The sequence below is a fragment of the Streptomyces massasporeus genome (genome assembly GCF_014648995.1).
GTDB classification, from domain to species: Bacteria; Actinomycetota; Actinomycetes; order Streptomycetales; family Streptomycetaceae; genus Streptomyces; species Streptomyces massasporeus.
Map to the genome: position 1 here is coordinate 362,141 of NZ_BMSE01000001.1, position 21,233 is coordinate 383,373.

The window sequence follows — 21,233 nt, forward strand, 5'->3', positions numbered from 1 at the left end:
TCAAGGGCGCGGGGAGCCGGCCCCGCCTACCACTTGCCCGGCGCGTAGTCCTTCATGAAGACGCCGTACAGGTCCTCGCCCGCCTCGCCCCGCACGATCGGGTCGTAGACCCGGGCCGCACCGTCGACCAGGTCGAGCGGGGCGTGGAACCCGGCCTCGGCGAGCCGCAGCTTGTCGTAGTGCGGCCGCTCGTCCGTAATCCAGCCCGTGTCCACCGAGGTCATCAGAATGCCGTCGGTCTGGAACATCTCCTGCGCGCTGGTCCGCGTCACCATGTTCATCGCGGCCTTGGCGGCGTTGGTGTTCGGGTGTCCCGCGCCCTTGTACCCGCGCCCGAAGACGCCCTCCATCGCGGACACGTTCACGACGTACGCGCGGCCGCTCTCCGCCTTCTTCGCGGCCTCGGCCATGGCCGGCCGCAGCTTGCTGATCAGGATGAACGGCGCCGTGTAGTTGCACAGCTGCGTCTCCAGCAGCTCCACGGGCGAGATCTGCTCGATCGTCTGCACCCAGGTGTTGGAGTCGACCACGTCGGGCACGAGGCCGCCCGCGTCGATCGCCGTGCCGTCCAGGTGCCGTTCGACGCTGGCGTTGCCCGCGACGAGGGCGAGGTCGGCGACCTGCTGGGCGTCGAGGCCGCTGATGCCGAGGGGCAGCGCCGCGATGCCGTCGACCGCGCCGGAGTTGAAGGCGCCGATGACGTGGTGGGCGGGCAGCTCGCCGGCGGGCAGCGGGGCGCTCTCGCCCTCGACCAGTGCGGCGTAGGCGGAGGGCAGGCGCCGCACGGTCTGGGTCGCGTTGTTGACGAGGATGTCGAGCGGTCCCGCCTCGGCGACCTGGTCCGCGAGGGCCACGGCCTGGGCGGGGTCGCGCAGGTCGATGCCGACGACCTCCAGGCGGTGCATCCAGTCCGCGGAGTCGTCCATGGCCTTGAAGCGGCGGATGGCGTCCTTGGGGAAGCGGGTGGTGATCGTGGTGTGCGCGCCGTCGCGGAGCAGCCGGAGCGCGATGTACATGCCGATCTTGGCCCGGCCGCCGGTGAGCAGGGCGCGCTTGCCGGTGAGGTCGGCGCGGACGTCGCGCTTCTCGCGGTTCACGCGGGCGCAGTCCGGACAGAGCTGGTGGTAGAAGTAGTCGACTTCCACGTACCGGGACTTGCAGGTGTAGCAGGAGCGCGGGCGCTGGAGTATCCCCGCGAACCTGCCCTCTTCGGTGTTCGACGACGGCAGCAGACCCTCGGTCTCGTCGTCGATGCGCTGGGCGGAGCCGGTCGCCGTGGCCTCCGTGACCGCCTTGTCGTGGGCGGTCTTGGCGGCCCGGCGCTCCTGGCGGCGGCGCTGCTTGACCGTGCGGTAGATGCCCGCGGTGGCCCGGCGCACGGCGATGGCGTCCGGGTGGTCGACGTCCAGCTTGTCGAGTTCCTCGAGCACACCGAGGCAGACGGCCAGGCGCTCCGGGTCGATGCCGGGTCCGTACGAGAGCCCGCCGGTCCCGTCCATGGCCTGCGGGCCGTCCTCTGTCACCGTCATCGCCGCTGTCGTTCCCTGCTCTGCCGTCGCGGCGCGCCGGTCGCGCCCGCATTCGAAGGGCGAATTCTACGGAGCGTCGGGCCGCACCGCCAAAGTCGCCTTGATCACGACCGGCAGGCCTTGATCAGCGTCGCCACCTCCTGGGAGACGGCCGTGGCGAACAGACCGAGGTCGGGGACCGCCTCGCCGTCGGCGACGAGGCCGTAGTGGACGCTCCCCCGGTACGTCGAGACCGCGACGGCCAGGGAGTGGCCGGGGGCCAGCGGGGCGAAGGGGAAGACGGCGGTGAGCGGGTGTCCGCCGAGCTTCAGGCCGAGGCTCGGCAGGGGCACGCTGGTCACCAGGAGGTCGAACCAGAGCCGGGCCGCCTGGCCGACCAGTGGGCCGCCGAGCCGGTGGGCGAAGGCGGGGACGTGGTCGGCGAGCAGGGCGACGGCGCCCGCGCCCCGGTTGGGGCCGGCGTCCTTGTTGCGGTCCATCGCGTCCCGGACCGAGGCCAGTCGGGCCAGCGGGTCCGGGTCGTCCACCGGAAGCCGCATCAAGTACCCGGAGAGCCGGTTGCCCTGCGGGTACGCGGTGCGCGGGCGACGCTTGGAGACGGGGATCAGGGCGCGTGGCGCGACGCCCTGGCTGCCGTCGCCGCGCTCGTCGAGCCAGCGGCGCAGGGCGCCTGCGACGACCGCGATGAGGACGTCGTTGACGGTGCCGCCGACGGTCTTGCGGACGCGGTGCACGTCGTCGAGGTCGAGCACCACTCCGGCGGTGCGGCGGGTGCCGCTCGGCTCGCAGGTGAGCGCGGGGGTGGAGCGCACGTCGAGGGAGGAGCGGGCGACGGAGGCGCCGATGTCCAGGGCGCGGCTCATGTCGGACAGGGCGCCGCGCATCAGCCCGGGCAGGTCCCGCACGTCCGGCACCAGAGGGCGGGAGGCCGCGGCGGGTCGGGGTCGGGGGGCGGGCATGTCCATCGGGTCCATGACGCCCGCGGCGAGGGTCAGCGCCCGCAGCCCGTCGGCCAGGGCGTGGTGGAACTTGAACAGGACGGCGAAGCAGACACCGTCCTCGCCGGGCAGGACGTGGGCCTCCCAGGGCGGCCGGTCGCGCTCCAGGGGGCGCTCCATGAGACGGCCCGCGACCGTGTGGAAGTCGGCGGTCGGCGCGTGCAGCCGCACATGGTTCAGGGGGTCGAAGTCCGGGTCCGCCTCGCGGGCGGCACCGCCGAAGGCGAGCGGGCGGCGCAGGGCCGAGGGCAGCGGCTGCCACACGTCGCGGATGCGCATCCGCAGTCCGGGGACACCGGCGGCCCGGGCCGCGAGCAGGTCCGCCGCGTGGGCGCCCGCGGCGGGCGAGTGGGCCGAGAAGATCCCTAGCGCGCCGAGGTGCATCGGGTGTTCGGCGGACTCGATGTTCCAGAACGCCAGGTCGAGAGGAGCGAGCAGATCAGCAGTCAAGGCCTTGCCTCGCGTCGACGACGGGTGGGTCAGCAGTCAACCGCCCCCAGCCGATTACGGTCAAGTACGATCACGCTACGTACAGTTAACAGCAGATTAAGTCCCGCCCCGTCGAAAGGGGGGCGGGACTTATGGTGCATGTGGGGTCAGTTCAGCACAGGTTGCGCCGCCGGGCACCCCGTGGGAGTCACCCGGGAGGCGTCACGGATCAACGCCTCGTGCGCGGCCTTCAGCTTCGACGTGTCGGGTTTCAGCACCGCGCGGTCATAGGTGAGGAAGCCGTTGAGCTCACCCTCGACGTCCGCGATCTGGGTGTACACGGCCCCGTTGCTCCCCTTGCAGACCAGCGCCCGGACCTCGTCCAGCTTCGTCAGATAGTCCTCGGTGTAGGTGGCGGGGTCGACGTCGATATAGGACTGCTGCACCGACCAGGCATGGCCGGGTACCGCGAGGCCCAGGCCGCCGTACTCGCCGCTGACCAGGGCGCGCTCGCCGTCCGGGCGGGGCGGCAGGGCGGGGCTGGGGTAGCCGTGCTCGTCCATCAGGTCGCCGGTGCCGCCGTCGGCACCGAGGTTCAGCCCGGACTGGTTGTTGACCAGCCGGGTCGGGTCCCAGGCCTTGGCCTGCTCGGCGACCCGGCCCACGTCGTACTGGCCCCAGCCCTCGTTGAAGGTCACCCACATGACGACCGACGGGCTGCTGACGTGCTCGTCGATCATCTCCTTCATCTCGCGCTCGTAGCGGGCGCGGGAGGCGGCACCCGGGTCCACCCCGGCCGTCATCGCGGGCATGTCCTGCCACACCAGCAGCCCGAGCCGGTCGGCCCAGTAGAACCAGCGGTCCGGCTCGACCTTGATGTGCTTGCGGACGGAGTTGAAGCCGAGCCGCTTGTGGGCCTTCAGGTCATGGGCGAGGGCCTCGTCGGTGGGCGCGGTGTGCAGGCCGTCGGGCCAGAAGCCCTGGTCGAGGGTGGCCATCATGAAGACCGGCTTGCCGTTGAGGACCGTGCGCGGCACGCCGCCGATCTTCTCGACGGCGATCGAGCGCATCCCGAAGTAGCTGCCGACCCGGTCGGCGCGGGTCTTCACCTCCAGGCGGTAGAGGAAGGGGTCGTCGGGTGACCACAGGTGCGCGTCGTGGACGGTGAGGGTCAGCGGCCGGCCGGTGCGGCCGCTCGCCGTGGCCACCTTGCGCCGACCGTCGTACGCCGTCGCCGTGATGGGTACGCCGTCCCGGACACCCCGGGCCTCCACGGTCAGCTTCTCGCCGGCCACGTCCGGAGTGAGCTTGAGGGAGTCCACGTGGTCGCGGGCCACCGGCTCCATCCAGACCGTCTGCCAGATGCCGGAGGACGGGGTGTACCAGATGCCGCTGGGGTCCAGGCGCTGCTTGCCGAGCGGCGGGTTCTCACCGGACGCCGCGTCGGTCGGGTCGTACACGCCGACGATCAGTTCCTGGGTGCGGCCGGGCTTCAGCGCGTCGGTGATGTCGGCGGCGAACTTGTCGTAGCCGCCCTCGTGCGTGGCGACCTTCGTGCCGTTGACGTAGACCTCGGAGCGCCAGTCGACGGCGCCGAAGTTGAGCTTGAGCCGCTTGCCGGAGCCGATGTCCCAGCCGGCCGGGACCGTGAAGGTGCGGCGGTACCACATGCGGTCCTCGTGCCGTTCGATGCCGGAGAGCTGCGACTCCACCGGGTACGGGACGAGGATGCGCTCCTTCAGCGTCTTCCCGACGGGCGGCTGTTCGCCCGGCTCGGCGGCGGCGAACTGCCAGCGGCCGTTGAGAGTGCGCCAGGCGGCCCGGGTCAGCTGGGGCCGCGGGTACTCGGGGTGGGCGTTGTCCGGTCCCACCTCGTCGGCCCAGCGGGTGCGCAGCTGGTGCGTCGAGTGATTGGGGCCGCTGGTCCAGAAGGCTTTGACAACGTTGCCTTCGGTGTCGGCGAGACCGCCCTCGCCGTCGTAGCGGAGGTCTGCCGTGCCGCGGGCCGTGCCGGTCTTGTTGCCGACGACCGGCTCGTCGAGCGCGACGAGGAGCGAGGTGGGGTCGGACGGGTCGACCCGGGCGGCGCCCAGGGGCCATGCGGCGCCGCCGATCACGGCGTCGAGGTGGTCGGTGAAGCCCGCCGGGGGTGCGGCGAGGGGCTGGGCGAAGTCGAGCTTCAGGGTGCGGCCGGTGGCCTGGACCGTGGCCGCGAGGGCTCCGTCGTAGTCGAAGCCGTCCGGGAGGCGGAACGCCGACTGCGGTACGGGTTCCTTGGCGGCGCCCGGCCGGGTCCAGCGCAGGTGGAGGTTGGAGCCGCCGTAGTGCTCGAAGTACTCGACCTTGATGTCGTGGGCGCGGCCGGCGGTCAGGTCGACGGGCCGGGACGTCTGCTCGCGGTCCCAGTCGTCGACCCAGTGGTCGATGGCGAGCTGTCCGTCGATCCAGAGGCGGAAGCCGTTGTCGCCGGCGATCGAGAAGGTGTGGGAGCCGGTCGTCTCCGGGACGATCTTGCCGGTCCAGCGGACACTGACGTCGTCGGAGCGTCCGGTGGTGAAGTTCAGGCGCGGCTCCAGGTTGTCGAAGTCGAGGTCCTGGTCGAACGTGGTCGCCTTGAGGGTGTGGAAGTCGAAGGCGCCGGGGGCGGACTGGGTGTAGTACTCGCCCTTGAGGCCGTGGATCTCGGCGGGGTCGTCCGCCAGGGCGGGTACCGCGGCCAGGCCGGTGAGGGCGAGGAGTGCGGAGAGCACTAACGCGAGGCGGCTTCTGAGGCGTCGGGGACGCACGGAACCTCCATGCCAACGTTGTCATGTACAGGAGGTGGCATGACAGCACGGATTCCGCTCTTCGTCCATAGGCAGGACAAAGTCCCGGGGCCGCCCCGCGTCAGGTGACCAACTGCCCCTTCCCGAGGGCGATGACCCCGGCCTTGGAGACCGTGTACAGCTCCGCGTCCCGCTCCGGGTTGACGCCGATGGTCGCGCCCGGCGGCACCTCGACGTTCTTGTCGAGAACGGCGCCGCGCACCACCGCTCCCCGGCCGATGTGCACGTTGTCGTGCAGCACCGAGCCCTGCACCACGGCCCCCGGGTCGACGAGCACACCCGGCGACAGCACGGACCGCGTGACCTGTCCGCGCACCAGGCAACCGGCGCTGATGATCGACTCGCTGGCGATGCCGCCGGCGTTGAAGCGGGCCGGCGAGAGCTGGTACGAGTGCGTGTAGATGGGCCAGCTGCGGTTGTACAGGTTGAAGGCGGGGCGCTCGGCGATCAGGTCCATGTGGGCCTCGTAGTAGGCGTCCAGCGTGCCGACGTCCCGCCAGTAGCCCTGGTCGCGGGTGGTCTCGCCGGGCACGTGGTTGGCGCTGAAGTCGTACAGCGCGGCCTCGCCCCGGTCGGTGAGCTGGGGCAGGATCGAGCCGCCCATGTCGTGCACGGAGGACTCGTCCTCCGCGTCCCGCTTCAGCGCCTCGATGAGGGCCTTGGTGGTGAAGATGTAGTTGCCCATCGAGGCGAAGATGGAGTTGGGATCGTCCGCCAGCCCGGGCGGGGCCGAGGGCTTCTCCAGGAAGCGCTCCACCGTCTGGCCGTCCGAGCCCGGCGTGATCACCCCGAAGGACGAGGACTCGGTGCGCGGCACCCGGATCCCGGCGACCGTCACGCCCGCGCCGCTCTCGATGTGCTGGTCGAGCATCTGGCGCGGGTCCATGCGGTAGACGTGGTCGGCGCCGAAGACGGCGACGTACTCGGGGCGCTCGTCGTAGATCAGGTTCAGCGACTGCAGGATCGCGTCGGCACTGCCCAGATACCAGCGCGGGCCGAGGCGCTGCTGGGCGGGCACGGGCGTCACGTAGTTGCCCAGCAGGTTGGACATCCGCCAGGTGGTCGTGATGTGCCGGTCAAGCGAGTGCGACTTGTACTGCGTCAGGACGCAGATGCGCAGGACACCGGCGTTGACGAGGTTGGACAGGACGAAGTCGACCAGGCGGTACGTACCGCCGAAGGTCACCGCCGGTTTGGCACGGTCGGCGGTCAGGGGCATCAGTCGTTTGCCCTCGCCGCCCGCCAGCACGATCCCCAGGACCGAAGGACCACCACCACGCATGGCCGCTCCCCTCACGCCGATTTCCCGATGCCTGCCCCTGAGCAGTACCCACTAAGCCTGTTTGACGATCTCCTCATAGAGCCGGACCGTGCGGCGGGCCACCGCGTCCCAGCCGAAATCGCCGACCGCGCGCTCCCGCCCGGCCTCGCCCATCCGCCCGGCGGCCTCCGGATCACCCAGAACCGTGTCCATGGCCCGGGCGAGACCCGCCTCGAAATCGTCGCCGGGCGGGACCAGCAGCCCGGTGGTGCCGTCGTCCACGACCTCGGGGATGCCGCCGACCGCCGAGGCCACCACGGGGGTGCCGCAGGCCATCGCCTCCAGGTTCACGATGCCGAGCGGCTCGTACACCGAGGGGCAGACGAACAGGGCGGCGTGCGTCAGGAGCTGGATCACCTCCGGGCGCGGCAGCATCTTCGGTATCCAGAACACGCCGTCGCGGACCCCGCTCAGCTCCCCGAACAGCTCGCGGAACTCCTGGTCGATCTCCGGCGTGTCCGGGGCTCCCGCGCACAGCACGACCTGCGCGGCCGGGTCGATGTCCCGCACCGCGCGCAGCAGGTGGGGCACGCCCTTCTGCCGGGTGATACGCCCGACGAACAGCACGAACGGGCGGGAGCGGTCGAGCCCGATCCGCTCCAGGGCGTCCGTGCCGTGGTCGGGCCGGTAGAGGGCGGTGTCGATGCCGTTGTGCACGACGTGGACCCGCTCGGGGTCCAGCGCCGGGTAGCAGGCCAGGATGTCCTCGCGCATGGCTCCGGAGACTGCGACCACCGCGTCGGCGGCCTCGATCGCGGTGCGTTCGGCCCAGCTGGACAGTTCGTAGCCGCCGCCGAGCTGCTCGGCCTTCCAGGGGCGCAGCGGCTCCAGGGAGTGCGCGGTCATCACATGCGGGATGCCGTACAGCATCTTGGCGAGGTGGCCGCCGAGGTTGGCGTACCAGGTGTGGGAGTGGACCAGCTCGCGGCCCTCCAGGGCGGCGGCCATGGCGAGGTCGACGGAGAAGGTGCGCAGCGCGTCGTTGGTGCCGTCGAGCGCGGACCAGGGGCGGTGGCGCCGCACGCCGTCGGCGCGGCCCTCGCCCCAGCAGTGCACGTCCAGGTCGACGAGCGGTCTGAGCTCGCGGGCGAGGAACTCCACATGGACGCCCGCACCGCCGTAGACATCCGGCGGGTACTCCCGGGTCAGCAGTCCCACTCGCACCCGCAACTCCCTGCTCTCAGCGGCCGTTCCCTTTCATGGTCACCCAGAAGGGGCGCGTGGGGAAGAGCGGGGCGGCCGTGTGAAGCAACAGTCGCCGCAGACGCCCCCGCCGGGCACCCGGTAGTACAGGCAGCAGCTGCGACGCCGGAAGGCGGTGCCTTCGAGGGTCCCGGCGCCGGTGAGCAGGGGGTGGGCGAGGAGTTCCGCGGCCAGGGAGCGGGCCCGGGCGGCGACGTCCGGACGGCCGTGCCGCCGGGCCCAGCGGTCCAGTTCCCGGGCGGCGCCGGCCAGCGCGGAGGCGGCGTTGCCCCGCAGCAGGCCCGGGGGGAGGCGGTGGTGGGCGCGCAGCGACGCCGCAAGCGGGACGAGGTGGCCGTGCAGGACGACGTCCGCGAGGGCCGCAGCGTCCTCCGGGAGGGGCCGTACGTCCGTGAGCCACAGGTCGTCGGGGGCGCTGCCGTCGGCGTCCCAGCGCAGCAGCCGGGCGTCGAGGTCGGGGACGCCGCCGTAGAGCGCGGCACAGCCGAGGGCGATCGACCAGAGTCGGGCCGCGAGTCCCTGGTGGGTGACGGACGCGGCGACACGCGACTCCGGGACCCGCAGGGCGGTCGCGACCTTTCGCACGCGAAAAATCAGAGGATTTACCGATACATCCGGTGCCACTGGGGCGTAGGCCTGTGCGAGAGTGGGAAGAGACCCGGCCGATGCTCCTTCCGTGCGCAGCACGAAGAAGCCGGCGAGCGGGCGGAGCGCGGCAAGGTCGGGGTCGAGGTCCACGAAGAGCAGTAGTACCAAGGCCCCTAAGGGATGCGACCCGGTGGCCCCCGACCGGACTCGCCCACCCTGGGGATGATGGGGGTCCCCTCGTACTCCATCGGCAGTAGGACCCAATGAGTGCTCAGGGACGACGACGGGAAGACCTGGACACGGCAGGGTGTTGGTCATGAAAGCCCACCTTTCGCCGCGCCGGGCCGAGCGCCCCCGCCTGACGCAGAGGATCAGCCGATGAGCGCCCTCGCGTTGTCCGTCCTGCTGTCCCTCGTCTCCGCGTTCGCCTACGCGGGCGGGGCGATCGTGCAGGAGCGGGTGGCGGAGTCCTCGCCGGGCGAGCAGTACGCGCCGCTGCGGCGGCCGGGCTGGTGGGCGGCTGTCGCGCTGAACGGCCTCGGTGGGCTGCTGCACGTGGTGGCGCTGGCGTACGGGCCGCTGAGTCTGGTGCAGCCGCTCGGCGCGCTGACCATCGTGGTGGCCCTGCCCATGGCGGCGCTGTTCGTCGGGCGCAAGGCCGGTGCCACGGCCTGGCGGGGCGCGATCATGGCGACGGTCGGGCTCGCCGGTCTGCTGTCCCTGGTCGCCGCGTCCGACGCGCAGTCCCTGAACACGGCGGAGCGGGTGGCCGTCGCCGTCGTCACGGCCGGTGTGGTCGTGGCGCTGATGATCGCCGCCCGGGCGGCGCACCGGCACCCGGCGGTCCGCAGCATGCTGCTGGCGACCGCCTCCGGTATCGCGTTCGGCATGTCCTCGGTGTTCACCAAGACCGTCGCGGTCGACTGGACCGGCGGTGTGTCGGCGGCGGACGTGCCGTCCCTCGCCGTGATCGGCGTCCTCGCCACGGCCGGCATGCTGCTGTCGCAGGCCTCCTACCGGGGCGCCGGCCTCGCGGCCCCGCTGGCGACGCTGACGGTCGTGAACCCGGTGGTGGCGGCCGCGGTCGGCATCACGATGTTCGGAGAAACCTTCCGCTACGGCACGGCGGGCACGGCGCTCGCGCTGAGCTGCGGCGTGGTGGCCGCGGGCGGCCTGATCCTGCTGACGACGGAGCGGCTCACGCACGGGCAGCCGGACGCGGTTCCCGCCGGATCCACGGAGGCACCGAGCGGGCCGGGTGCGCGGGCCCTGGCGGCCGAAGACCCCCGCCCGGTGCCGGAGCGGACGGGCCGGGCCGGTCTGCCCGGGCCGGTGGGTGGCCCGGAGGGCACGGGCGACGTCCCCGAGCGGGTCCCTGCCGGGGCGCGGGCCGGGCTCACCGGAGGGCGGCTGCTCGTGGAGGACGTGCGGACGCCCGCGGCCACGGCGGCGGTCCTCGTGCCGGGGCGCGACACACCGGCCGTGGTGCTCGTGCCGAGGCCGCAGGAAACGACGACCGTACGCGTACCGGAGCCGGCGACAGCGGGCGCTGTGCACGCGTCCGGAGCGGACGCCCCGGCCGCGGTGCTCGAGCCGAGGCCGCAGGAAACGACGACCGTGCGCGTACCGGTGCCGGCGACAGCGGGCGCTGTGCACGCGTCCGGAGCGGACGCCCCGGCCGCGGTGCTCGAGCCGAGGCCGCAGGAAACGACGACCGTGCGCGTACCGGTGCCGGATACCCCGGCCGCCGTACTGTCGCCACAGCCGGCAGCGACGGCGGCGGTGCTCGCCTCTGGAGCGGCGGACGCACCGGCAGCGGTGATCGTGCCGGGGCCGCAGGCGACAGCTGCCGTCCCCGCGCCGGATTCATCGGCCGCCGCGTCGGGGCCGAGGGGTGCGGCGGACGTGCTCGCGCCGGAGCCGATGGCGGCGGCGGCGACGGCGGCGGCGGCCCCCGTGGGTCTACCGGACACACCGGCCGCGGTGCACCTGCCAGGGCCCGAGACAACGGCGGCTGCCGGAGCGGAGACCCCGTACGAGAACGGGGAATCGTCGGTGGCGGCGGCCTCCGGCGACGATCGCCCGCTCTCCTACGTGCCCTTCTACGGCATCCCGTACGTCCCGTTGCCCGTGATCGACCGCCACCGCATGCGGGTCAGATCCTGACGCCGCCGGCCCGGAGGTACGCCACCGGGTCGACGTCCGAACCGAAACCGGGCCCCGTCCGCACCTCGAAGTGCAGATGCGGGCCCGAGCTGTTTCCGGTGGAGCCCGAGCGGCCGATGCGCTGACCGGCGCTCACCGACTGCCCGTCCCGCACGGAGATCGCCGACAGGTGGGCGTACTGGCTGTAGCGGCCGTCGGCGTGCCGGACCACGACCTGGTAGCCGAACGAGCCGCCCCATCCCGCGCTGACGACGCTGCCCGCCGCGACCGACTTGACCGACGTGCCCGTGGGCACGGGGAAGTCGATGCCGGTGTGGTAGCCCTTCGACCAGGAGGAGCCCGCCTTGCGGTAGGGCGTCCCGAGTGAGGCGCCGACGGGGGCGACGAGGCCCTGCCGGGTGGCCGTGGACCGACCGGCGCGCTCCTTGCCCTCGTCCTGGGACCGCTCCTTGGAGCGCTCCTTCGGCCGCTCTTTGGCGCGGTCCTGGACCGGCTTCTTCGTCGAGGGTTTCGCCGACGGCGCCGGCCGGTGCGCCGGCCTCGTCTTCGTGGCGCCCTCGCCGCGCAGCGCGAGGCGCTGGCCGGGCACGATCAGATCGGGGTCGGACCCAATGGCCGAGCGATTGGCCGCGTACAGGCCCCGCCAGCCGCCCCGGACGTCCTGGTCGTCCGCGATGCCGGAGAGGGTGTCGCCGTGGACCACGGTGTACATCTCCGCGTTGCCCGCCCGGGACTGCGGCGTGGACTGCGGCCGTACGTCCTCGATCGAGGTCTTCTTCTTCGTGTCCTTCTGCTTCGTGCGCTCGGCGGCCGGCCGGAGGTCGGGCTCGCCGCCGCCCCGGGTCAGTCCGGCCCGTACCGAGCAGACCGGCCAGGCGCCCGGGCCCTGCCCGTCGAGTACCTTCTCCGCGACGGCGATCTGCTGGTCCTTGCTCGCCAGGTCCGCGCGGGCCGCGTAGGCCCGGCCGCCGTAGGCCTCCCAGGTGGACTGGGTGAACTGCAGTCCGCCGTAGAAGCCGTTGCCGGAGTTGATGCTCCAGTTGTTGGTGGACTCGCAGGCGGCGACCTTGTTCCAGGTGTCCATGTCCGCCGCCTGGGCGGCGCCGGCGCCCAGGAACGGCAGTGCCATGCCCGCGCCGCCCGCAGTGACGGTGAGTGAGGCGCGGTTGATCCTGTTCGGCTGATACCGGCGGTGCCGGCCGCGTACGGCCATCGAAAGCCCCCCTAGACATGCGTCAGGAGGGGCAAAAGTAAGCGCTGCGAACCGGCCAGAACAAGACGGCTTTTCGCCGCCCGGGAGCCCAAATGGCCGGTATGAGGCCCCTGTTGCGCGACGTGCGCCACGGTGGTGCACCGTGGACGGCACACGGTGCGCGGGTGCGCCGTGCGCGAGGACGCGTACGACGGCTGAGTGCGACGGGGCTCTCGTCCGTATCAGCCTGCGCCACGCCGTGCGACCCGGGCGTGCGGACGAAGTAGCGGCACGTAAGGATGGTCGCCGGGGATGCCCGAGGGCACCACCCACCGGCAGCACCGATACCGAGGTCTTTAGGAGCGAACCGAATGAGCAGTACAGCGCAGATCGGCGTCACAGGTCTCGCGGTCATGGGCCGCAACCTCGCCCGCAACTTCGCCCGCAACGGCTACACGGTCGCGGTGCACAACCGGACGCCCGCGCGCATGCACGCCCTGGTGGAGGAGTTCGGCGGCGAGGGGGAGTTCGTCGCGTGCGAGAGCGCGAAGGACTTCGTGGCGGCGCTGGAGCGGCCGCGGCGCCTGGTCGTGATGGTGAAGGCCGGTGAGCCCACGGACGCGGTGATCCAGGAGTTCGCGCCGCTGCTGGAGCCCGGCGACATGATCATCGACGGTGGCAACGCGCACTTCGCGGACACCCGGCGCCGGGAGCGCGACCTGCGCGAGCAGGGCATCCACTTCGTCGGCATGGGCGTCTCCGGCGGCGAGGAGGGCGCGCTGAACGGCCCGAGCATCATGCCGGGCGGCCCGAAGGAGTCCTACGACTCGCTCGGCCCGATGCTGGAGAAGATCTCGGCGAAGGCCGCCGACGGCTCACCGTGCGTGTCCCACGTCGGTCCCGACGGTGCCGGGCACTTCGTGAAGATGGTGCACAACGGCATCGAGTACGCGGACATGCAGCTGATCGGTGAGGCGTACCAGCTGCTGCGGGACGTCGCCGGGTACTCCCCCGCCGAGATCGCCGAGATCTTCCGGACCTGGAACCGGGGCCGTCTCGACTCGTACCTGATCGAGATCACGGCCGAGGTGCTGTCGCACGTGGACGCGGAGACGGGCAAGCCGTTCGTGGACGTGGTGGTCGACCAGGCCGAGCAGAAGGGCACCGGCCGCTGGACCGTGCAGATCGCGCTGGACCTGGGCGTGCCGGTGTCCGGCATCGCCGAGGCGGTGTTCGCGCGCTCCCTGTCGGGCCACGCGGCCCTGCGGGACGCCTCGCGCGAGCTGGCCGGCCCGAAGGCGCAGCCGCTGAGCGAGGCGGAGGCCCGGGCGTTCGCTGACCGGGTCGAGCAGGCGCTGTACGCGTCGAAGATCGTGTCGTACACGCAGGGCTTCCACGAGATCGACGCCGCCCGTGGTGAGTACGGCTGGGACATCGACCTCGGCGCGGTGTCCGCGCTGTGGCGGGGCGGCTGCATCATCCGCGCGGCGTTCCTGGACCGGATCCGCGCCGCGTACGACGCCCGGCCCGACCTGCCGAGCCTGCTGTCGGACGCGACGTTCGCGCAGGAGATCGGGGACGCCCAGGACGACTGGCGCGAGGTGCTGGTCGCCGCGACCCGCCAGGGCGTGCCGACGCCCGGGTTCGCCGCGGCCCTCGCCTACTACGACGCCCTGCGCGCGGAGCGGCTGCCGGCGGCGCTGACGCAGGGACAGCGGGACTACTTCGGTGCGCACACGTACCGCAGGGTCGACCGTGACGGGTCGTTCCACACGCTGTGGGGCGGGGACCGGTCGGAGACCTCCGCGTAAGGACTGCCGCCGAGGGACGTGAGCGGGGCGGTGGACGGCACGGGATGCCGTCCACCGCCCCGCTCGCGTACGGGTCGGGATCGGGGGTCAGGACAGGGGTGGTCCGGGCTCCGGGCTCGGGACGGGATCCGGCCCCGGGGGGATCGGGGACGGGTCGGGGCCCGGCACGGGGCCGGGAGCCGGGGGCGCCGGTGGAGTGGGCGCCGGTGGGGGCGGGGTCGGCTCCGGGCCCGGCGGGGGCTGTGGGTTCGGCACCGGGTCGGGGTGCGGCTCCGGGCGCTGGGGATCCGGGCCCGGGGTCGGCGCCGGCGGCACGGGGTCGGGAATCGGGTTCGTCATCAGATCCTCCAGCCAGTGGGACGACTCCGGCTCTGGACTACTCCCCCGCCTACCCGGCCCCCGCCTCGGCAGTCACTCCCCGGCGGGACCGGGAGGGGACCAGGTGGGGGTAGGGGGGCCGGGACGATGCGCGTGGCGAGGCTGGCCCGGTTCAGGAGCGGCCGGGGCGGTGCGCGCGGCGGGGGTAGCCCCGTTCAGAAGCGGCCGGGGTGGGCCCGCAGCCAGTCCTTCGCCGCCGCCAGCAGGTCCTGGCCGGCCGGCGAGGCCTCGTCGGGGTGGCGTTCGATCCACCGGGTGACGTAGGGGCAGAGCGAGGCGACCGCGCTGTGCTCGCGATCGGCGAGGGCGAAGAGCTCGCGCGCGAGCGAACCGGCGATGCCCTTGCCCTCGTGGGCCGGCTCGACGATCGTGTGGACGGGCACGAGTGCCCGCTCGGGGCTTTCGAGCACGAAGTACTCGATGTGGCCGACGACTTCACCGCCGGACACGGCCTCCAGCCGGCCCGCCGCCCGGTCGTCACGGATCTCCGGGTCGCTCACGACACGCTCCTGTCCCCTGTACGTCGGTCAGGCTCGGACGGCCTGCGGGCTGCGCTGCTGGTCCGAACCGGGCACCGGCTCGGACGGGTCCGCGCCCAGGGCCACGATCCGGTTGTCGCGGTCCACGTGCACGACCCGGGGGGTGAGTGCCCGCGCCTCGGCGTCCGTCACCTGGGTGTAGCTGATGATGATCACCAGATCGCCGGGGTGGACGAGATGGGCGGCGGCCCCGTTGATCCCGATCACGCCGGATCCGCGCTCCCCCTCGATGACGTACGTCTCCAGCCGGGCGCCGTTGGTGATGTCGACGATGTGCACGAGCTCGCCGGGCAGCAGATCGGCGGCGTCGAGCAGGTCGGCGTCGATGGTCACGGATCCCACGTAGTGCAGGTCGGCCTGGGTGACGGTGGCTCGGTGGATCTTGGACTTGAACATAGTACGCAACATCGGGGCACTCCCACAAGTAGGCTCCCTGCCTGCATTTTTGCAGGTCAAGGGCTGTTTCCACACCCTACAACGAGTCGCATGTTCGGGCAGCTGTCCCCAGGTTCTTCAGGACTCATGCTGACCACTTGCTGACTTTCCTGACGCCCCGTCAGGTAGCCGGGGAAGGCTTCGCTCACTCTCGCGGACCCCACCGTGGCGACGGCCCAAGCCTACGCAGCACCCCCCGAAGGACGTCCGTGATCACCGTCACGCAGACGGTCTGGACGGTAGTCAGGAGCGAAGGCGCTCGACCGGAAGTCGGACCACGCGCCGCCATGGGACAGCTGGCCCACGCCCCTCGTATCCCGCCTCAAAGGAGGAGGCGCCCACAGCTCTATGAATCTGAGTGGCCGAAGCAGCGCGGCAACATAGCGGCGGATCGCCGGTTAGCCAAACCGGCGATTCTCACGACCATGGCTGTGGCTCGTCCGGTGACTCTTGGCGGTGGCACAGGGCGGGTGTCAAGGACGTTTGAAATTCGGCCAGAGCAGAGCGCGAGCCGCTGCCGCGATCAGACTCACCATTCATCCTGCCGCTGGCTGTCAGCGATCACCTGGCGTTCACCACGTACGCGGATGCCCAGCCGGACCATGCAGTGCACATTCGGCGACGCGGCAATGGCGGTTCGGCGGAGTGGACGCTGTCGCCCCTGGGCGAGGAAGGTGCGTACGAGCTTGCCTTCAAGCTGCCGAAGCAGGTGGAGGACTGGATCAGTGACGTCGAGGGGAAGGAGCGGCGGCGCACCCTAGTGGCCTGAGTCGAAGATTCGTCGTTGGTTGGGGCATGAGTCGTCCGGGTCCGAAGATTCCGCCGTTGTCGGTGACTGATGCTCAACGAGCCGTGCTGGAGGGATGGGTGCGTCGTCGCACGACGGCCCAGGCACTGGCCCAGCGGTCGCGGATCGTGCTGGAATGCGCCGAGGGGCACTCGATCATGGAGGTGTCCCGCAGGCTGGGGATCACCCCGGACACGGTCCGCACCTGGCGGCGGCGTTTCATCGAACGGGGCCTGGACGGCCTGTCCGACGAGCCACGGCCCGGTGTCCCGCGGAAGATCACCGACGCGGACGTCGAGCGGGTCATCGTGAAGACGCTGGAGGAGAAGCCGAAGAACGCCACCCACTGGTCGACCCGGTCGATGGCGGCGGCCACCGGCATGTCCCAGTCCGCTATCTCGCGGATCTGGCGGGCGCTCGCGCTGGCCCCGCACCGCTCGCAGACGTTCAAGCTGTCCACGGACCCTCTGTTCATCGACAAGGTCCGTGACGTGGTCGGGCTCTACCTGGACCCTCCGGAGAAGGCCCTCGTCTTGTGCGTGGACGAGAAGTCGCAGATCCAGGCCCTGGACCGGTCCCAGCCCGTGTTACCGATGGTTCCCGGGGTTCCCGAGCGTCGCAGCCACGACTACGTCCGGGCCGGCACCACCACCCTGTTCGCGGCCCTGGAGGTCGCCACAGGGAAGGTGATCGGCTCTCTGCACCGCAGGCATCGGGCCGTGGAGTTCAAGAAGTTCCTGGCCAAGCTGGACAAGGAGGTGCCCGCCGACCTGGACGTGCACCTGATCCTGGACAACTACGTCACCCACAAAACGCCGGTCATCAAGAAGTGGCTGCTGGCGCATCCCCGTTTCCATCTGCACTTCACGCCGACGAGTTCGTCCTGGCTGAACCTGGTGGAGCGGTGGTTCGCCGAGCTCACGCAGAAGAAGCTCAAGCGGGGTGTTCACCGCTCCGTCCAGGCCCTTGAACGCGACATCCGGTCCTGGCTTGCCGACTGGAACGACAACCCACGACCGTTCGTCTGGACGAAGACCGCCGACGAGATCCTTGACAAAGTCGCGGCCTACTGCCGACGAATCTCTGACTCAGGTCACTAGTGACCTGAGTCAGAGATTCGTCGTTGGTTCGGTATGAGTCGTCCGGGTCCTAAGATTCCGCCGTTGTCGGTCACTGACGCCCAGCGGGCTGTGCTGGAGGGCTGGGTGCGTCGTCGTTCGACGGCTCAGGCTCTGGCCCAGCGCTCATATCATGGAGGTGTCCCGTCGGCTGGGGGTCACTCCGGACACGGTCCGCACCTGGCGGCGGCGCTTCCTGGAACGGGGCCTGGACGGTCTGTCCGACGAGCCGAGGCCCGGTGTCCCCCGCAAGATCACCGATGCGGATGTCGAGCGCGTCATCGTCAAGACGCTCGAGGAGAAGCCGAAGAACGCCACTCACTGGTCGACCCGATCGATGGCCGCGGCCACGGGCATGTCCCAGTCCGCGATCTCGCGGATCTGGCGGGCGTTCGCCCTGGCCCCGCACCGTTCGGAGACGTTCAAGCTCTCCACCGACCCTTTATTCATCGACAAGGTCCGTGACGTGGTCGGGCTCTATCTGGACCCGCCGGAGAAGGCCCTGGTGCTGTGCGTGGACGAGAAGTCGCAGATCCAGGCCCTGGACCGGTCGCAGCCCGTTCTGCCGATGGTGCCCGGCGTTCCCGAGCGCCGCAGCCACGACTACGTCCGGGCCGGCACCACCACCCTGTTCGCGGCCCTGGAGGTCGCCACAGGGAAAGTGATCGGCTCCCTCCACCGGCGGCACCGGGCCGTGGAGTTCAGGAAGTTCCTCACCAAGCTGGACAAGGAGGTGCCCGCCGGCCTCGAGGTGCACCTGATTCTCGACAACTACGTCACCCACAAGACGCCCGCCATCAAGCAGTGGCTGCTGGCGCATCCGCGCTTCCACCTGCACTTCACGCCGACGAGCTCGTCCTGGCTATACCTGGTGGAGCGGTGGTTCGCCGAGCTCACACAGAAGAAGCTCAAGCGAGGCGTCCACCGCTCCGTCCAGGCACTCGAACGCGACATCAGGTCCTGGCTCGCCGACTGGAACGAGCACCCCAGGCCCTTCGTCTGGACGAAGACCGCAGACGAGATCCTCGACAAAGTCGCCGCCTACTGCCGACGAATCTCCGACTCAGGTCACTAGAACCAAGGGGTCAGTTCCGTCATGCGCGTTCGCGTCGCCACCACCGTACTCGGCATCACCGCCGCCCTCCTCGCCGTGCCCGCCTGCTCCACCGACACCACCGGGTCCAAGCACCAGACCCCCTCCTCCCGTACGGGAAAGTCGGCCGACGCCGTCCAGAAGCCGGCCGCGCTCTCCTCGGCCGCGCTCGAGTCCCGCCTGCTCGACCCGCGCGACCTCGGCAGCGGCTACCTCCCCAAGCCGGAGCGTCCGGCCAGCACGAAGACGTCACCGTCATCGGCTGCCCGGCCCTGAGCGAGCTGGGTGGCGACGCGGCGACTGGCGGCACGCTCGCCTTCCCGCACAAGGCGAAGGCGGACTTCACCTACGGCGGCAGCTCCTCGGAGATCTCCGAGGAGCTGTACAGCGACAGCCCGAAGAAGCTCTCCGACGGCATCGACCGGATCTTCGACGCCATGACCGGCTGCCTGACCTATCAGGTCGTCGCGGGCGGCACCCCGGTCGACGTGACCTCGCAGAAGCGCCCGCACCCCACGCCAGCGGTGACGAGCGGTGGAGCCAGCTTCTGACGTTTATCGCCGGGGGACGGAGCACCGTGGTCAAGCAGACCGCGATCCGCGACGGCAACCTGCTGCTGGTCGTCTCCGGCTCCCCGGCCCTCGTCGACCGCCACCTCGACAAGGCCCTCGACAAGGCCACGGCAACGAGCTGACCTGCGTGCACGTCACGCTGCTGCCTCCGACCACCGCAGGTCGGGGGCAGCAGTTCGTTACTGGCTGACGCGTTGAGCGGCGCGAGCGGCTTGGCCTGGTACCCAGGCTCGGACCTGGCCGGGCTGGAAGCAGAGCACGTTCGGGTTGTGACTGTGCGGCCCGTAGCCGCTGCAGGCGTTCACGAGCAGGTACGCGCCTGCGGGAACGTGCCAGTTCCAGAACCAGGCGTCCTGCTGCCGCCCGGTGTCGCACCAGGTCACGACAGCTTTGGAGCCACGGCGGCCGTGCTGGTAGACCCGCGACACATGGAGGAGTTGCCCCTGCCCGGAGCTTCAGTGCTGCTGAAATGCCTGCCACTGCGCCGCGAGGGCAGCCGTACGCTTGCGGCGTGAACGGACCGTCAACGCGCTCGTCACGGCGACGATGAGAGCGATGACCATAAAGGCGCCGGGGCTGGGGGCATTGCCGCATCCTGCATCGTTCCATCAACGGGCGGCAACTCTTCCTGGCATCGAACCCCGAACGGCCACTTCACCCGAGAAGCAAGAAAGTCCGGCACCCCCAACTGGGAGGGTGCCGGACTGCGATCGTCGAGAGTTGTGCGCGGGACGTTAGATGGCCGGCGCGCGCAGGAGGCGCTCCTGGGTGGCCTCGGGCAGCACCCGCCGCAGGACCGGTGCGGTCGAGCTGAGGGAGGCGGCGAAGGCGGCGACGAGATCGTGCGGGACGCTGGCAGCGAACGATGCCGCCCACAGACACGGTGCGCCGAGCGCGGGCTCGGCCCACGCCTGCCATCCGGCCGGTCCCGTCTCGTCGTCCTCGGCGGACAGGGCCCGCGTGTCGGCGTCCTGGATGAGGGGCGGGACCTCACCGAGGCTGATGTGCGAGGTGAACATCGGGTCCGTCGCCGCCGCCTCGGGTTGGTCGATGTCGCGGAACCATCCGTGGGCGGCGACAGCGTCAAGGACCAGCTCGGATCCGGCGAGCGGCACGGCCGGCTGGTCGCTTGCGTCGAGCGCGATGAGGAAGTCGACCACCGCCTCGCCGGGGACGTCACGGGTGAAGTAGGCCGACCACTGGGCGAGCGGGCTGCTCGCCTCGGCTCGGGCGGAGATCTGCCAGGCGATCGGCAGCTCGCCCAGGTGGAACGGCTCGTCCGCCAGGCCCCACTGGGCCCAGCGCAAAGCGTCGGGGCTGATGTGCAGGACGGTGCTGCGCAAGACCTGGCGGTCCTCCGGCGCCTCGTCCGGCTCGTGCCGTCCGCGGACGATCGTCAGGCTCGTCCAACCCAGGCCGGCGAGCGCGTCGGCGACGACGTCGTAGAGGCGTCCATCGTCACCGGCCAGGTGCCGGGGGCCGACCCAGAACGCGGGTTGGCCGCCGCGCGGGGTGGACGAGTCGGGCGGGAAGTCAGGGTACAGGGGCGCCTCCAAGGGCTCGGTGCGGGTCTAGTTGCCGCCGGCGCGGCGCCGTGGGCGGCGCGGGGGCGCCTGGACGGGGCCCTGCCACGTCAGCTCGATGGCGACCTCCGGCGGAAGGTGGCCGAGCTGTGCGTCCTCGTCACGCCCTTCGGCGAGGTAGACGACGGTCCGGTCGGTCTCGTCGACCGACTGCAGGACCTGCGCCAAGCGGTGCGCCATCGGGAAGAACGGGTTCATGGCCTGGCGGACCGGAGCACTCCGGTCGCAGCCGGACAACAGGTCAATGAGATCGCCGACGGTCATCTCCGGGGACGTCACGAACAGCCTCCTGGGGCGCGGGGAAAACAGGGCAGTGGAACGGGACGGGCCGGCCTTCGGTATGGCCAGCGCTCACAGGGCGGGCATTACGCGTCGGTGTCCGCGCTGTCAGAGGCAGCGTGAGGTCTCCAGCACGCGCGCTACGGTCGCGGCGACGATGTCGGCCGGCGTCTCGGTATCGAACGACAGGTGGTAGCCGCGGACCTTGGCGGTGCCGGTGACGGCGATCTTCCATCCCTCGCCGTCCGTGCCGAGGCGGCCGAGCGGGAACCATCCGAGGTAGAACCGGCCGTCCTTGGAGCTTCTCCGAACTACCGGGGCGTCCCGTGGTCAGGTGGTCCTGCGGGGAAGGGGCCGGTCTGGGGCCGGAGAACCGCTGTGAACGGC

At 71.2% G+C, this 21,233-nt stretch carries 14 protein-coding genes and 4 pseudogenes; 6 read left to right on the forward strand and 12 right to left on the reverse strand.

All coding sequences use genetic code 11. The annotated features are described in order from the left end of the window. Nucleotides 1-26: 26 nt before the first annotated feature. From IE153_RS01755 to IE153_RS01780, 6 genes are all read right to left on the reverse strand, one after another. Nucleotides 27-1,529, reverse strand: coding sequence for an SDR family NAD(P)-dependent oxidoreductase (locus IE153_RS01755; RefSeq protein ID WP_189587796.1), 1,503 nt, complete (start codon nucleotides 1,527-1,529; stop codon nucleotides 27-29). A 104-nt stretch (nucleotides 1,530-1,633) separates the two neighbouring features. Further along, nucleotides 1,634-2,977: a wax ester/triacylglycerol synthase family O-acyltransferase gene (locus IE153_RS01760; RefSeq protein ID WP_189587798.1), complete on the reverse strand. Its 1,344-nt coding sequence runs from the start codon at nucleotides 2,975-2,977 to the stop codon at nucleotides 1,634-1,636. Between the two features lie 146 nt (nucleotides 2,978-3,123). Continuing rightward, complete coding sequence (locus IE153_RS01765) at nucleotides 3,124-5,742, reverse strand: PA14 domain-containing protein (protein ID WP_189587799.1); 2,619 nt, start codon at nucleotides 5,740-5,742, stop codon at nucleotides 3,124-3,126. 100 nt (nucleotides 5,743-5,842) lie between these two features. Beyond that, nucleotides 5,843-7,063, reverse strand: a complete 1,221-nt coding sequence (gene glgC / locus IE153_RS01770; RefSeq protein ID WP_189587801.1) for a glucose-1-phosphate adenylyltransferase — start codon at nucleotides 7,061-7,063, stop codon at nucleotides 5,843-5,845. A gap of 51 nt (nucleotides 7,064-7,114) precedes the next feature. Continuing rightward, on the reverse strand, nucleotides 7,115-8,266 hold the full coding sequence (glgA, locus tag IE153_RS01775) for a glycogen synthase (protein WP_189587803.1): 1,152 nt from the start codon (nucleotides 8,264-8,266) through the stop codon (nucleotides 7,115-7,117). 39 nt (nucleotides 8,267-8,305) lie between these two features. Further along, complete coding sequence (locus IE153_RS01780; RefSeq protein ID WP_189587804.1) at nucleotides 8,306-9,061, reverse strand: (2Fe-2S)-binding protein; 756 nt, start codon at nucleotides 9,059-9,061, stop codon at nucleotides 8,306-8,308. A gap of 210 nt (nucleotides 9,062-9,271) precedes the next feature. Between IE153_RS01780 and IE153_RS41380 the strand changes: the two are divergent. Next, nucleotides 9,272-10,489, forward strand: a pseudogene (locus IE153_RS41380) (DMT family transporter); the annotation flags it as partial. A gap of 559 nt (nucleotides 10,490-11,048) precedes the next feature. On the opposite strand, the gene IE153_RS01790 reads toward IE153_RS41380, so the two are convergent. Continuing rightward, nucleotides 11,049-12,272: a transglycosylase family protein gene (locus IE153_RS01790; RefSeq protein WP_189587808.1), complete on the reverse strand. Its 1,224-nt coding sequence runs from the start codon at nucleotides 12,270-12,272 to the stop codon at nucleotides 11,049-11,051. Nucleotides 12,273-12,622: 350 nt separating this feature from the next. On the opposite strand from IE153_RS01790, the gene gnd reads away from it, so the two are divergent. Beyond that, nucleotides 12,623-14,062 (forward strand): NADP-dependent phosphogluconate dehydrogenase, encoded by a 1,440-nt coding sequence (gene gnd / locus IE153_RS01795; protein ID WP_189587809.1) that lies wholly within the window; start codon nucleotides 12,623-12,625, stop codon nucleotides 14,060-14,062. A 533-nt stretch (nucleotides 14,063-14,595) separates the two neighbouring features. Here gnd and IE153_RS01800 read toward each other — a convergent pair. Both IE153_RS01800 and panD read right to left on the reverse strand, forming a co-directional pair. After that, the gene (locus IE153_RS01800; protein WP_189587811.1) at nucleotides 14,596-14,940 is read right to left on the reverse strand and encodes a GNAT family N-acetyltransferase; all 345 of its coding nucleotides are present in this window, start codon (nucleotides 14,938-14,940) and stop codon (nucleotides 14,596-14,598) included. Between the two features lie 27 nt (nucleotides 14,941-14,967). Next, nucleotides 14,968-15,387, reverse strand: a complete 420-nt coding sequence (gene panD, locus IE153_RS01805) for an aspartate 1-decarboxylase (protein WP_189587813.1) — start codon at nucleotides 15,385-15,387, stop codon at nucleotides 14,968-14,970. 634 nt (nucleotides 15,388-16,021) lie between these two features. On the opposite strand from panD, the gene IE153_RS01810 reads away from it, so the two are divergent. The 4 genes and pseudogenes from IE153_RS01810 to IE153_RS01825 all read left to right on the forward strand — a co-directional run bounded on the left by IE153_RS01810 (nucleotide 16,022) and on the right by IE153_RS01825 (nucleotide 19,106). Further along, nucleotides 16,022-16,183, forward strand: a complete 162-nt coding sequence (locus tag IE153_RS01810; protein WP_229828632.1) for a hypothetical protein — start codon at nucleotides 16,022-16,024, stop codon at nucleotides 16,181-16,183. Between the two features lie 26 nt (nucleotides 16,184-16,209). Further along, the gene (locus IE153_RS01815) at nucleotides 16,210-17,301 is read left to right on the forward strand and encodes an IS630 family transposase (RefSeq protein ID WP_189587815.1); all 1,092 of its coding nucleotides are present in this window, start codon (nucleotides 16,210-16,212) and stop codon (nucleotides 17,299-17,301) included. A 33-nt stretch (nucleotides 17,302-17,334) separates the two neighbouring features. Continuing rightward, nucleotides 17,335-18,394, forward strand: a pseudogene (locus tag IE153_RS01820) (IS630 family transposase). Nucleotides 18,395-18,415: 21 nt separating this feature from the next. Continuing rightward, a pseudogene (locus IE153_RS01825) lies at nucleotides 18,416-19,106 on the forward strand (hypothetical protein). Nucleotides 19,107-19,718: 612 nt separating this feature from the next. On the opposite strand, the gene IE153_RS01830 reads toward IE153_RS01825, so the two are convergent. The 3 genes and pseudogenes from IE153_RS01830 to IE153_RS01840 form a co-directional block, all read right to left on the reverse strand. Next, entirely contained in the window at nucleotides 19,719-20,540 is an 822-nt protein-coding gene (locus IE153_RS01830) for an SPDY domain-containing protein (RefSeq protein WP_189587817.1), read from the reverse strand. A 15-nt stretch (nucleotides 20,541-20,555) separates the two neighbouring features. Then, nucleotides 20,556-20,846 carry a hypothetical protein gene (locus IE153_RS01835; protein ID WP_189587819.1) on the reverse strand — a complete coding sequence of 97 codons (291 nt, stop codon included), beginning with the start codon at nucleotides 20,844-20,846 and terminating at the stop codon, nucleotides 20,556-20,558. A 108-nt stretch (nucleotides 20,847-20,954) separates the two neighbouring features. Beyond that, nucleotides 20,955-21,158: pseudogene (locus tag IE153_RS01840) on the reverse strand (SPDY domain-containing protein); the annotation flags it as partial. Nucleotides 21,159-21,233: the final 75 nt, after the last annotated feature.

Bases quoted from the DNA above. Each gene is read 5' to 3' on its own strand.
- gnd (WP_189587809.1), top strand. From the start codon at position 12,623: ATGAGCAGTACAGCGCAGATCGGCGTCACAGGTCTCGCGGTCATGGGC.
- IE153_RS01815 (WP_189587815.1), top strand. From the start codon at position 16,210: ATGAGTCGTCCGGGTCCGAAGATTCCGCCGTTGTCGGTGACTGATGCT.
- IE153_RS01755 (WP_189587796.1), bottom strand. From the start codon at position 1,529: ATGACGGTGACAGAGGACGGCCCGCAGGCCATGGACGGGACCGGCGGG.
- IE153_RS01790 (WP_189587808.1), bottom strand. From the start codon at position 12,272: ATGGCCGTACGCGGCCGGCACCGCCGGTATCAGCCGAACAGGATCAAC.
- panD (WP_189587813.1), bottom strand. From the start codon at position 15,387: ATGTTGCGTACTATGTTCAAGTCCAAGATCCACCGAGCCACCGTCACC.
- glgC (WP_189587801.1), bottom strand. From the start codon at position 7,063: ATGCGTGGTGGTGGTCCTTCGGTCCTGGGGATCGTGCTGGCGGGCGGC.